At 46.0% G+C, this 13,827-nt stretch carries 10 protein-coding genes; 9 read left to right on the top strand and 1 reads right to left on the bottom strand.

Features of this window, described 5'->3' with window-relative positions:
- The first annotated feature begins 124 nt into the window (after nt 1-124).
- Nucleotides 125-1,507, top strand: coding sequence for a putative amidoligase domain-containing protein (locus R50345_RS30345; RefSeq protein ID WP_197069685.1), 1,383 nt, complete (start codon nt 125-127; stop codon nt 1,505-1,507).
- A 115-nt stretch (nt 1,508-1,622) separates the two neighbouring features.
- On the opposite strand, the gene R50345_RS16715 is transcribed toward R50345_RS30345, so the two are convergent.
- Nucleotides 1,623-2,420: a GNAT family N-acetyltransferase gene (locus R50345_RS16715; RefSeq protein WP_042128377.1), complete on the bottom strand. Its 798-nt coding sequence runs from the start codon at nt 2,418-2,420 to the stop codon at nt 1,623-1,625.
- Between the two features lie 275 nt (nt 2,421-2,695).
- On the opposite strand from R50345_RS16715, the gene mutS reads away from it, so the two are divergent.
- From mutS to R50345_RS16675, 8 genes are all read left to right on the top strand, one after another.
- Nucleotides 2,696-5,443, top strand: a complete 2,748-nt coding sequence (gene mutS, locus R50345_RS16710) for a DNA mismatch repair protein MutS (RefSeq protein WP_042128374.1) — start codon at nt 2,696-2,698, stop codon at nt 5,441-5,443.
- Nucleotides 5,444-5,475: 32 nt separating this feature from the next.
- A complete protein-coding gene (gene mutL, locus R50345_RS16705; protein WP_156114819.1) occupies nt 5,476-7,464 on the top strand; it encodes a DNA mismatch repair endonuclease MutL in 1,989 nt (662 codons plus the stop codon).
- A gap of 74 nt (nt 7,465-7,538) precedes the next feature.
- Entirely contained in the window at nt 7,539-8,318 is a 780-nt protein-coding gene (locus tag R50345_RS16700; protein ID WP_042128370.1) for a class I SAM-dependent methyltransferase, read from the top strand.
- A complete protein-coding gene (gene miaA / locus R50345_RS16695) occupies nt 8,308-9,288 on the top strand; it encodes a tRNA (adenosine(37)-N6)-dimethylallyltransferase MiaA (protein WP_042128369.1) in 981 nt (326 codons plus the stop codon). Before R50345_RS16700 ends, miaA begins: the two co-directional genes overlap by 11 nt.
- A gap of 19 nt (nt 9,289-9,307) precedes the next feature.
- Complete coding sequence (gene hfq, locus R50345_RS16690) at nt 9,308-9,547, top strand: RNA chaperone Hfq (protein WP_042128368.1); 240 nt, start codon at nt 9,308-9,310, stop codon at nt 9,545-9,547.
- Nucleotides 9,548-9,686: 139 nt separating this feature from the next.
- Nucleotides 9,687-12,263 carry a transglycosylase domain-containing protein gene (locus tag R50345_RS16685; RefSeq protein WP_042128367.1) on the top strand — a complete coding sequence of 859 codons (2,577 nt, stop codon included), beginning with the start codon at nt 9,687-9,689 and terminating at the stop codon, nt 12,261-12,263.
- Nucleotides 12,264-12,552: 289 nt separating this feature from the next.
- Nucleotides 12,553-13,107 (top strand): ribonuclease FAU-1 family protein, encoded by a 555-nt coding sequence (locus tag R50345_RS16680; RefSeq protein WP_042128364.1) that lies wholly within the window; start codon nt 12,553-12,555, stop codon nt 13,105-13,107.
- Between the two features lie 4 nt (nt 13,108-13,111).
- On the top strand, nt 13,112-13,768 hold the full coding sequence (locus R50345_RS16675) for a YdcF family protein (protein WP_042128363.1): 657 nt from the start codon (nt 13,112-13,114) through the stop codon (nt 13,766-13,768).
- Nucleotides 13,769-13,827: the final 59 nt, after the last annotated feature.

Raw genomic sequence — 13,827 nt, 5'->3', positions numbered from 1 at the left:
TTTATTTATTTTTAGGAAATCGGATGCATTTAGTGAGAATCGGTTCGAATTCAGGGAAGTAAGATGTGAAGGAGTTAGTGCTGAGCTTTCAATCTCGGGTGGAAGGGATGGAGGGGCGAGAAAAATGAATGAAGGCTATAAAGTGTATTCTGGATTGTCAGCAGCGCAGAGAGAGTCTAGGTTACTTAGGAGTGGTATTGAAGCGACGTTGTCGTCTGCAAAACAGATCCTGTCGCGAAAAAAAGGCACAAAAACATCTATACAGACGCAGAGAAACCAGACCTCTGATGAAAGAACTCGTTTAGCCGATACATATGGTGCTCCGTCTTTCGAAAAGGCTCATAAACAGTGCTATAACATACTCGTATATAATCTGAATGTTCTTCAGATCACTCCACTTGGAGCAGGTTTAGGGATGCGAGCAGCCTTAGATGTGTTTTCCGGGGCATTAAATGAGGATCGCTTGGATAACAGTGAATCAATGAGCAGTGCCTCAGGAGAGTGGCGCGGGGTGATGAAATTGCTTCAGCGTATTGCTGTTCGAACTTTATACAGCTTGGGGCTGGATAGTGGTGAAGTACTATTGAGGGCAATGGGGAACCGGAGGTATGTTGTGGAGAGAGTTACTCCACTTTTACAGAGTTCCGGCAAATCATTGCCTGAGCCATATCGTTCCGCGGCATTAGCGCTGGAACGGAACCTTGCTCTGGAGCAGCCAGGCCGCAGCGGCCTGCTCATGGGCATGGACCCGGAGTTCATTATCCTCCGGGAATCCACCGGCCGCGTCGTGCCTGCGTCGCGGTACTTGCCCACGGACGGCGTCGCTGGCTGCGACGCCGGACCTCCGGGAACGCGGGGCGTGTTCCCAGTCGCCGAGCTGCGCCCCCAGCCGCGCGGGGAACCGCGCGCGCTGCTGGCGCAGCTGTTGTCCGCCGCGGCCACGGCGGACCGGCTCATCGCTGACCGCACGCTGCGCTGGCGGGCGGGAGGCATGCCGCTGACGGGCTGGGCCCTCGGCGGCCATTTGCACTTCAGCGGCGTGACGCTGACAGCGCCGCTGCTGCGCGCGCTCGATAACTATCTCGCGCTGCCCATGCTTTTGCTTGAGGACGTCCGCGCGGGAGCGCGTCGTCCTCGTTACGGCGTGCTCGGCGATTTCCGGACTCAGCCGCATGGCGGCTTTGAGTACCGGACCTTGCCGAGCTTCCTGGTATCCCCGGTCATCGCTAAAGGCGCGGTCTATCTGGCTCATCTTATCGTGAGCCATTATGAAGACCTGACGCTGCGCCCGCTCGACCGGGAAGACCTGCATATCGCCTACTACTGCGGCGATAAATCCCCGCTGCGCGACGCAGTACCCCCTCTGCTGGCGCAGCTGCGCGCTCTAGGCGGCTACGAGATGGCCGCCCAACACATAGAGCCTTTGTTTCAATATATCGCCGCTGAACGAACGTGGGATGAATCTCGCGATATCCGTGAGCTTTGGTGCAGCAAAGTTAAAGGTTGAGCTTATATTTCAAAATATTAGAAAGTATTAGTTTTTCGCATATTCCATATATCTAATATTTCTCGCATGAACGTCTTGGGCGCCTAATAAGGGCGCCCAAGGCGTTCATGCTTGTCTACATGTACATGATGCTCCAAGAACCGATATCCTGAAATCCAAGACGTTTGTAAATAACCCCGGCATGAGGGTTGTCATAAAAGAGGCATAAAGATTTCCCTTCATGGAGCAAGTCTGTACATAGCTGTGCAACTACGCTTGTAGCTAATCCTTGCTCTCTGAATGCTTGATGGGTGGCAACCCCTACGATCATAGCCGACATGGAATTTTCTGCCGATGTTGAGGCTGTTGCAATTACCTGATCTTCACGTTTCATATAATACGTGCGGCCTGTACCACTCGCCAGTGTTTTACGTAGGCTAGTTCTCGATCCGTCCCGACTGCTTTCAAACTCTTCTATAGTATCCGTAAGCGAGCAAATCGCTTCTACATCCTGAACGGTTGCCTTTTTTATGTTTTCAGTAGATGAATTGGATGCTTTAATTTTCGGATTCATTTCCTTTAACTCAGAAAAGTACAATTGCTTTTCTTGTTTAAAGTCAACCACTCCGTCAAAGGCTTTTACCACTTCGGTTACACCGGAAATCATATGAATATCGTTATCTTTTCGCATGATTGTAGCAAATCCCTCGACATCAAACGGCCCATCTGCATAGGGAAGATAGCTTCTATAAAAACGCAAAAGAACGGCTTTCATTCGACCATTCGTTGAATCTATCTCCCCCCATAATGTCATGAAATCCTGTTCAAACCCGAAATTCTCTACATCTCCGATGATAAATAAATTAAGAGCCGGCTCTTTCCGCAGCAATGCCATTAGTAGTTCCCGATCATCCTCCGTGAGTCTTCGTATCATCTGATATTCTCCTTTGATTTTCTTATGAGTTGACACTCTGTGTTAAGATTTTACAATATTAAAATGCAGAAGAATATACCTCTTTCTAAGGAACAATGGATGCTTGAAAAATAAACAAACGGTAATACCCATTATGCCTTAGTAATTGTGTGAGATTTCTTAATTTTTTACCTGAGGATTGAATAGGATGAGCTTCCATGAGGTCGCAGGGTGACTTTGTACGCCGACTTTCTGTTATAATGGAGGACAGCAATAAATAGGCATGGAGGTTGACCATGGCACAATATACGCCGATGATTGAGCAATATTTGAAAGTAAAGGAAGGGGCAAAGGATGCCTTCCTATTTTTTAGACTGGGCGATTTCTATGAAATGTTCTTTGAAGATGCCATTTTGGCTTCCAAGGAGCTTGAAATTACGTTGACAGGTCGCGAAGGCGGGGGCGCAGAGAAGATCCCGATGTGTGGAGTACCTTATCACGCCGCCGAGGGTTATATTCAGCGTCTGATTGAAAAAGGATATAAAGTCGCCATTTGTGAGCAGTTAGAGGATGCTTCCGTCACTAAGGGAATGGTGAAGCGGGATATCGTACGTGTCGTGACACCGGGAACGGTTATGGATGGAAAAATCATTGCCGACAAAAGTAACAATTATCTCGTTTGTGTAACCGAAAGTGATGGGATGATGGCGTTAGCCGCTTGTGATTTAACAACAGGTGAATTGTATGTTACTTCAGTTTTATCTGGTGGAGAGTGGCTGCGCGATGAGATTGGTATTTATGAACCGGCCGAGATCATCGGAGACCCAGCTTTATTGGAACTTTTACGCAGTGAAACGCCTCTGTTAGCGAAGCCTGTGGTGTACACACCTTGGGAGAAACGCGAAGAGGAACTGGCACGCCGTCAATTTGGTGAAGCTGCATGGGTACGTTTGGAGAAAGAACGCGGACAATGTCTAGCGCTGCTGATCTCCTATCTAAACGAGACGCAACGACGTTCAATGGGACAGCTTAGTCAAATTTCCCCTTATGAACCAGGCAATTATATGATTCTTGATCCCTTCACGCGCCGAAATCTGGAACTTACTGAGACGGTCCGAGAACGATCTAAAAAAGGATCTCTCCTGTGGCTTCTAGACCGTACCGAAACATCCATGGGTGCGCGCTTGTTACGTCGTAGAATTGATAAGCCGCTGTTGCAGCGAGCTCCGATCGAACGTCGCCTAGAAGCGGTTGATTATTTGTACAATCAGTTTATTGTTCGGGAGGACCTGCGTTTAGCGTTGAAGGAAATTTATGATTTAGAGCGGCTGGTAGGTCGAATTGCCTTTGGTAGTGCGAATGGTCGTGACATGAATGCTTTGAAGCTATCGCTGGCACAAATCCCTGCTTTGAAGGAATTATGTATGACTTCGGGGTCTGCAACCTTACGCGAGATTGGTGCGAGTATGGATGAATGCGCCGAGATCCGGGAGGATATCGACCGAGCAATTGTAGAGGATGCGCCGGTGTCCGTACGAGACGGAGGTATTATCCGGTCTGGTTATCATGCCCGGTTGGACGAGCTGCGGGAAGCTAGCAGTAATGGTAAACGTTGGATTGCTGAACTGGAAGCGAAGGAACGACAAGTCACTGGCATTAAATCACTGAAGATCGGCTATAACAAAATCTTCGGTTATTTCATAGAGATTACCAAATCCAATCTGGCCGCGTTGCCGGAAGGGCGTTATGAACGTAAGCAGACGCTTGCAAATGCAGAGCGTTTTGTTACACCAGAGCTTAAGGAAAAAGAGGCACTGATTCTTGAAGCGCAAGATAAAATGACAGATTTGGAGTACAGCCTGTTTACTGAACTGCGTGATCGAATCAGCAGCCAAATACCGCGATTGCAGAATCTTGCAGAAAAGGTAGCGGAAATTGATGTGTATCAATGTCTGGCAGCTGTGAGTGCAGAGCATCGCTTCGTGAAACCAGTCCTATCCGATGGGTACGATCTTCGACTTGAAGGCGGTCGCCATCCTGTCGTAGAGGCTGTGTTAAAAGACTCGGCGTTTATTGCAAACGGAAGTACGCTCAGTAAGGAAGAGGGAAATATTCTTTTGATCACTGGTCCTAATATGGCTGGAAAAAGTACCTATATGCGTCAGGTTGCACTTATTTGCATTATGGCTCAGATTGGCTGTTTCGTTCCGGCATCCAGTGCAGAAGTACCTCTTATTGATCGGATCTTCACACGTATTGGGGCAGCCGATGATTTGATCGGAGGTCAGAGTACATTTATGGTAGAAATGGCCGACATTCAGGTCATGACAGAGAAAGCAACCGCCCGGAGTTTGATCATAATAGATGAACTTGGTAGAGGAACTTCGACTAGTGAGGGTATGGCGATCGCACAGGCGGTGATTGAGTATGTGCACGATACCATTTCTTGCAAAGCATTAGTTTCAACTCATTTTCATGAGTTGGCTCACTTAGAAGAAAGTCTTAAAGGGCTTAAGAATTATTCTATGGCCGTTCAAGAGAGTGGCGATAAAGTAAACTTCCTGCGTAAGCTCGTTCCGGGAGCGGCAGACAGCAGTTATGGAATTTATTGTGCACGTCTTGCCGGGCTTCCTGAAGGCATTATTGATCGTGCTTACGGTCTGCTTCAGAGCATCGAGCAGGCAGCGCATCCGGGAGGCTCCTCAATACATTATGGCGGTGGACTAGAGAGTCATGCCGCTGTAAAAGAGATCGCAACAACATCATCTATCCAACATTCCGATAGCCTTTTCGCTGAAACGTCAGGAATTCCTGCGGATTCTTTCGTAGGAAATGAAGTTGTTCAATTGTCTATCTTTGGTGAGGAAGAACCGCGTAAGAATCGCAAAGGTGGAAATCAGGCGGCAGTAGGATCTGAAGTACAAGAGAACCCTGCAATAAAAGAATTTATCACTTCTGTACGTAACGCAGATCTTATGAATATGACTCCGCTGCAGGCTATGAGCCTGCTGAATGATCTGAAGATGAAAGCGAAGGATCTTTAATAATTGATTGCCTAAATAAGAGGTGAATGAAATTGGCCAAAATTCATATATTGGACGAGCATATTGCCAACCAGATTGCTGCGGGGGAAGTTGTAGAGCGGCCAGCTTCTGTCGTGAAGGAGTTGGTTGAGAATGCTATTGACGCCGGAAGTACAAGAATTGAGGTTTCGGTTGAGGAAGGCGGCTTACAGAGCATTCGAGTAAAAGATAACGGCTCAGGGATCGAGCCTGAGGATTGCGAGACCGCTTTTTATCGCCATGCTACAAGTAAAATCGCTAATGGGCGAGATTTATTCCAGATTACTAGCTTAGGGTTCCGTGGAGAGGCACTTCCCAGTATTGCGGCGGTATCCAAAGTCTCTCTTCTCACGGCTACTGCCGATGACGGCAAAGGGCGCTTGATCGATATTGAGGGTGGTAATTTAATTCGGAATGAAGATTCCCCTTCGGGTCGTGGGAGCGATCTAGCGGTGCGTGAATTATTTTTTAATACGCCGGCAAGGCTGAAATATATGAAGAGTATCCAGACGGAGCTTGGTCATATATCGGATGCCATGTATCGAATGGCGCTAGCGCATCCGGGGATTTCTTTTACCTTGCATCATAATGGCAATCAGCTGCTGCACACGCTTGGTAACGGTGATCTGCTGCAAGTGATCGCAGCAGTATACGGGACTTCCGCAGCCAAGGCTATGCTGCCGATTACGGCAGAGGACTTGGATTATCGTATTTCCGGTTATATAAGCCGTCCGGAATGGACACGATCAAATCGGAATGCAGTGACTACCATTGTTGGAGGACGCTATATTCGCAGCAATGGTCTGAACGCGGCGATCATGCGTGCTTATCATACTTTGCTTCCGATAAACCGTTATCCGCTGCTGGTGCTTGAACTGGACATGCATCCTTCACTTGTGGATGTCAATGTTCATCCGGCTAAGCTAGAGGTTCGATTTAGTAAAGAGAACGAGCTTTACTCATTTGTTGAACAAGAAATCCGTAAAGTATTGCTGGGACAAAGTTTAATACCCCGTCCTGGTAAAGAAACCATCGGACCAAAGGGCAGTAGTTCCTTTATACAGGAACAGTTTGCTTTTTCCAAAGGAACAGTTCCGCCACCGCCATCGGTTGACGGAGGCAAGGATTCAGTTCCTCAGGGAGCTGGTAGTTCCTTCAGTAGACAACAAACATCAAACGTTGAGCTTAACGCCCGTGAGTTCAGGCAGGAGGGGCTGACTGATCATCCAATGACTCGTGAAGCGGCTCCATCTTATGGGTCGGGTTATCAGCCTTCCTCTTCACAAGGACGTCAAAATAATGTGAGCAATAACTATACAAATAGTTATCACCCGCAAGAAACTGCTTCATCACAGAAGCAACTGCCTTCTGTTGAAAAGCTGTGGGCTCCTCCGCAGCAGCAGGAAGAACCAGGACTCCCTGCCTTCCCGGAATTAAATTATATCGGGCAGCATCATGGAACTTATATTATCGCTCAGAATGACGGTGGGCTGTATCTCATTGATCAACATGCGGCTCACGAACGAATAAATTACGAATTTTTTTATGAGAAGTTCGGACGACCTGAAGATGCTTCTCAGGATTTACTTTTGCCGATTACACTAGAGTTTACCCCTTCGGAAAGTCGTCAACTTAGTGAACGTCTGCATTGGTTTCAGCAGGCCGGAGTGTACCTTGAGCATTTTGGGGGACAGACATTTTTAATTCGATCCTTGCCTTATTGGTTTCCTGAAGGCGAGGAAAAAGCGATCGTTGAAGAAATGGCGGAGTGGGTCTTAAGTGAACGCTTGATTGACCTTGCGAAGCTGCGTGAAAAATCATCAATACTCTGTTCATGTAAAGCTTCTATCAAGGCTAACCAGAAACTAACAGAACAGGAAGTCGAGGCATTGTTGTCTCGTCTGGCAGCTTGTAAGCAACCGTATACCTGCCCGCATGGGCGGCCGATTGTAATTTCTTTTTCATCCTATGATTTAGAGAAATTGTTTAAACGGGTGATGTGATTGTAAGTCTCCTTTTAGAATGTTTTTAAGATGAACTTATATAGAAATTTGTTGTAAGTATGACTGGAGGCAACATGATTATAACTACGGGTTATAGCCCGATAATGGAAATTGTAGAGCGAGCTCAGAATCTCGCAGAGAGAACGGGCTGTAATTACGCTCCACGGGAGAAATTCTCCATACCCAAGCTGGTGGAAAAGTACGGAGATGAGGATATTCTAATTCTTTCTCAAGAAGCTGTTCGTTTACACCGATTAGGGATGGAGCCGATGGAGTTTCACCCTAGCATGGGGTTCGTTCGCGCGAAGCGGATTCTGAAGGGTGATATAGAACCGATGCTTGTCGCCGCTCGAATGCTTCCCGGAGATAGTGTATTAGACTGCACAGCGGGTCTAGGCGCTGATTCCTTGCTGTTTGCTGTACATGGTGGTGAGTCCTCTGTAGTTACCGCTCTGGAGAGCTCATTGCCGCTGTACGCACTGCTCTATGAAGGAATGCGTCACTATACCTCTGGGCAAGTATTGGTGAATGAGGCGTTACGTAGAATTAATGTCGTGCATAGTGAGCATTTGGACTACTTACGAGCTCAACCGGATCGAAGTATTGATATAGTTTACTTCGATCCGATGTTCCGGGTGCCACTTACGGGTTCTGCTTCGATTTCTCCGCTGCGGCAGTTTGCTAATCAAGCTGCTTTATCTCTAGAGAGTGTAGCTGAGGCAGTGAGAGTCGCTCGTAAAACGGTTCTTTTGAAAGAGAAAGCTTTAAGCGGCGAATTCGAACGTCTTGGTTTTACAGAGCTGCTTCGGAGCAACTCTAAAACATCGTACGGGGTGATACACATTGACAACTAAAGAGAGACATAAGGTTCTAGTCTTATTAGGACCGACAGCCGTAGGTAAAACCAGGTTAAGTCTGGAGCTAGCGGCCGCCTATAATGCAGAGATCATTTCTGGCGATTCGATGCAGGTTTATCGTGGTATGGATATTGGTACAGCTAAGATCACTCCATCTGAAATGATGGGAATTCCCCACCACCTAATCGATATTCATGATCCACAGGACCCATATTCTGCAGCTGAATTTCAGGAGCAGGGCAGCAGACTGATCGAGGAGATAAGCAGCCGTGGGAAACTTCCATTTATTGTAGGGGGGACGGGTCTATATATTGAATCCTTGTGTTACGGATTTCAATTCTCTGAAGCTGTAGCTGATGAAGCGTTTCGAAAAGAACAAGATCAATTCGCAGAAGTGCATGGAGCGCTTGCACTGCATGCCAAACTTGAAGCGGTTGATCCAGTCAGTGCGGCGAAATTGCATCCAAATGACCGTCGAAGAATTATCCGGGCACTGGAAATTCATCACCAGACAAACACCACTCTGTCCGCTTCACATGCCGCTCAAAAGAAGGAGTCACCCTATGACTTATGCCTTATCGGTTTGACAATGGACCGGAAAATACTATATAAACGTATTGAGGACCGAATTGATAGCATGCTTGCGGATGGTCTTGTTGCTGAGGTAAAAGGACTGCTGGATAACGGTTACAGCAGAAGCCTTGTGTCCATGCAGGGGTTGGGCTACAAGGAAATTGCCGCTTACCTCGCAGGAGAACTGACGCTAGAGGAAGCTGTGGTGCTGCTTAAACGCGATACTCGCCGATTCGCCAAAAGACAGTTGTCATGGTTTCGCCACATGAAGGAAATCGAGTGGATCGATGTCGAAGGTGAGCAAAACTTTTCTGAGAATTTCTCAAAAATACGTGCTATAATAGCAGGAAAGTTTCTCTCAGGTCTTGAATATACTTCTGAACAATATAATTGAACCATTGGGGGTACGTCATATGAACAAGTCCATTAACATCCAAGATACATTCTTGAACCAACTACGCAAAGAAAATATCCCTGCTACTGTATATCTGACCAACGGTTTTCAAATCCGGGGAATTATTAAAGCTTTCGACAATTTTACAATCGTTATTGATAGTGATGGGCGCCAGCAAATGGTGTATAAGCATGCGATATCCACATTTACACCACAACGCAGTGTGTCACTCATGCAGGACAATAGTAACGAAGAATAACATTTATCAAATTTGAAGTGAAACCTTTCTTGTTTATAAATCGTTTGAATAGAGAGTGCGAGAGCAACCTGAGAAGGTTGTTCTTTTCATTCAGAGCAGTCCATACATGATTTATCAAGGAAGGGAGTCAGGAGGCATCATGTCTAGAGATGATTCATCAAGGACGAATAACAATAGAAATAGAGGATCGTCCAGTTCCAATTCTAATTCAAAATCAAAACCGAAAAGTAAAAAGAAAAAGAAATTTTTAACGAAGAAGCGTGTGCTGTGGAGCTTGTTCTTTGCTACAGCGTTGGCCATTTTCTGTGCACTGGGCGGTTATCTGTTCATTATGCTGAATGGTCAAAAACTTCTTCTTGAGAACCAAGATAAGCTAACCGTTAATGAAACTACAAAAGTATATGACCGCAATGCTAATTTAATCGGTGAATTATCGCTTGAGAAAAGTGATCCTGTAGAGTATGAGAAGATTCCTCCGTTATTGATCAATGCCTTTGTGGCTACAGAAGATAAACGCTTCTTTGAGCATTCTGGTGTGGATTTATGGTCTATCGGCCGAGCAGCAGTAAAAGATATTGCTGCACGCAGCATGGTAGAAGGTGGTAGTACCATTACTCAGCAGCTGGCCAAAAACATCTTTTTGACACGGGATAAGACATTTTTCCGTAAAGCGACTGAGGTATCCATTGCTGTAGCGTTGGAGAACCAGAAATCTAAAGAAGAGATCATTACCATGTACCTGAACCGAATAAACTTTGGGGGTACGATCTACGGAATTAAAGCGGCATCGGAAAGATATTTTGGCAAGAGCGATCTGAATGAGCTTAAGGTTTGGGAAATTGCGACATTGGCTGCGATGCCTAAGGGACCGTCTCGTTACAATCCATTGCGCAACCCAGAACTTTCAAAGGAAAGACGAGCAGTAGTGCTTCAGCTCATGTATGAACAAGGATATATTACGGAGCAAGAAAGAGACGAAGCGCAAGCCGTGGATTATAATTATAAGCCGCCTGAAAAGAAACAGCGTTACCAAGCTTTTATTGATTTCGCAGTGGAAGAAGCGGAAGAGAAGTTTGGCTTGTCTGAAGATGATCTGAATATTGGTGGTTACAAGATCTACACCACGATGGATAAGCACGCTCAAGAAACCGTAGAGGATGCTTTTGCAGACAGTGATAACTTCGAGAAGAGTGTAGACGACGAGCTGGTGCAAGGTTCTATGACCATCGTCAATCAGGAGAATGGTGGCATCGTCGCACTTCTAGGTGGACGGAATTATGAGAAAAAAGGTTACAGCCGTGTAACGGGCAGCCGACGTTCTCCAGGTTCAGCTTTTAAACCAATCGTTTCTTATGCTCCAGCACTGGAAACTGGAAAATACAACATGAATTCTACGCTTAGCAACGAGAAGCAGTGTTTCGCGAACTATTGCCCAACTAACCTTCACGGGTATTCTAAGAGTATCAGCATGAGTGATGCTATACAGAAATCAGAGAATATTCCTTCGGTCTGGTTGCTTAATGAAATTGGAGTGAATACCGGATTTAAATTCGCCAAGAAATTAGGGATTGGACTGGAAGATGAGGACAAGAACCTCTCACTGGCTCTCGGAGGTATGAGCAAAGGAACGAATACACTGGAAATGGCACAAGCCTACAGTGCTTTTGCAAATGGCGGTGAACTACGAGAATCCTATTCGATTAAATCGATCACTGATAGCAGCGGAGAGACTGTCTTCAAAGCCAATACAACTCCTGAACGTGTAATGAGTAAGGAGACGGCTTATCAAATGACCGAGATGATGCAAAAGGTTGTTGAGAGTGGTACAGGTAGAAAAGCAAGGATTGACCGTCCTGTTGCTGGTAAGACCGGTACAACTCAAAGTGGATATTCTGGAATCAGCTCGAACCGTGACGTATGGTTCGTAGGATACACACCAGAATGGACAGCAGCTGTGTGGATGGGTTATGACAAGCCAAGTAAGAAGCATCTGCTTAAGAATAGCAGTGGGCTTGCCGCAGCATTCTGGGGCAAGGTGATGGAGGAAGCGTTAAGGGATGTTCCTAAGAAGTCTTTCCCACAGCTAGATAATGAAATTGCTCCTGAGCCTACTGAAACACCAGAACCCGCTCAGAATGTTAGTGGTCTTACAGCAGCCTATGATCCATCTACGATGACAGTAAACCTGGGCTGGAAGGCAGTTCCTGTTGCAGGTGTGGAATATCGTATATATCGTAGAGAGACCTCTGAGGCAGATTTTGGCTTATTGTTAAATACGGTCACGACTAGTGCAGGAGATTTTAGTGCAATGCCTGGGCTGGTTTACGAGTACTATGTTACTTCTTATGATCCTGCGACCCAATTGGAAAGTGAACCATCAAATGTGGTTACTGTCTCTGTGCAGGATGAGATGCCAACACCTGAGCCGACTATTGATCCTAATCTTCCGACACCAACACCTGAAGATGGTGGGGACAATGGCTGGGATAATGGTAATGGTGGAAATAATGGTGGTGACAACAATGGAGGCGGGAATAATGGTGGAACAGGTACCTTACCTGAAATCACTACGCCTCCACCTTCAGCAACACCGATACCTACCGCGCCACCGGATGTACCTTCTGGAGGCGGAACCTCAGGGAATGACAGCGGTAATGCAACGACGAGCCCTGATCAAGAGGTTGGCCATTTGAATGGAGATTCTTCTGTTCAATAAACACGCTTAGAATTTATGAAGTTAAGCTATTCTTTACCCGAAGCTGTCTCAAAAGTAGTGAATGCTACTAATGAGACAGCTTCTTTTATTTGAGCAGGATTAATATGTTCCTTGAAGAAGATGGTTCTCGAAACGACTGTTGTTCAACCATTTCAGCTACATTACTAATTACAACTCCTTAATTTGCGAATTGTATTGTGATAATAATTGGTTGTATTTTACGGGATGTTTTGAGTGTATCCGCTAAATGTGTTAAGCTGAAGACACCATACTGGAGAGGGTAATTTCTATGAAACGTAAATTCGGAGACCGGGCCAACTGGCGCCGGATTACGCGTCGCCATTTTGCCTGCCGCTATGTGGAGAGCCGGGAATTCAGCGGATATATTACGCTTTATACCATCTACGGGCTGAAAGAACCACTGTGGAAGAGCTATGGACGGCATACATATCGTATTGCGGATAAAGGTTATTCCTGGCTGCAATATTTCCCCAAAGACAGTCACTATATTGTGACGGCTATGTTCGACGAACGGCAAAATATCATTCAATGGTACATAGACACCTGCAAGGTGCAGGGCGTCACAGACCAAGGCGTTCCATGGTTTGATGATTTGTATCTGGATGTGGTTGTGCTTTGGAACGGCGAGGTTTTCTTGCTTGATGAGGATGAATTAGAGGAAGCGCTGGAGAGGGAAGATATTTCCGAGAGTGATTATAAACTCGCCTGGGAGACAGCCAATACTATTTTACGCGGCATCGATGCTCATGCTTTCCCTTATTTCTCACTATCTTTGAAGCATCGTGCCGAATTATTTCATCATGGAGAATTCAGGAGGAAATAAAGAAATGGAATGGTACGTCTACGGAAGAGGGTCTTCCCCGATTCGGATTGTTTCCAAAAAACGCAGATTCTGGTCGAAACGAACGTTGTTTATCGCTTTATCGATTATTGTGATTGCTGGATTGTTGTGGTGTGCTTATGCGTTAAACAATATTAATAAAGCTGCCACGACGGATCCTATGCAAAAGGCGGAAGTTGGGATCATTCTTGGCATGTCGATGTGGGGGGATGAGCCAAGCCCTGGACTCAAGGAAAGACTGGATTACGGACTGAAGCTTTATGAAGAAGGGATGTTCCCGCATCTTATTGTTTCTGGTGGTTTAGATAAACCTGATTTACAATATACCGAAGCTCAAGGAATGCGTAACTATTTGGTTGCTAAAGGCGTGCCGGATAGCGCCATTTTTGTAGAGAATGAAGCTACCAGCACTTACGAGAATCTTTTGTATAGTAAAGAGATTATGGCGCGTGAGAGCTTGTCTTCAGCGATAATCATTACGCATACCTATCATGGGTGGCGGGCTCATGAAATTGCTGACGAGCTTGGATATGTGAAACCTGAGCTGGGACTTACAGAATCCACCGTACTTTCGATGACAAGACATAAAACACGTGAGATTCTAGCCTATACGAAATGGAAGCTTCAGCAGCTATTCCTGTGATTTGTCCAAAAAATCCCGAATCTTCTAATAACACTTCATTTGATGGAATAGACTTGATA

It is taken from the genome of Paenibacillus sp. FSL R5-0345 (genome assembly GCF_000758585.1).
In the GTDB taxonomy this organism is placed as follows: domain Bacteria; phylum Bacillota; class Bacilli; order Paenibacillales; family Paenibacillaceae; genus Paenibacillus_AQ.
The sequence above is the reverse complement of the archived record's forward strand: the minus strand, read 5'-3'. Positions and strand labels throughout refer to the sequence as shown.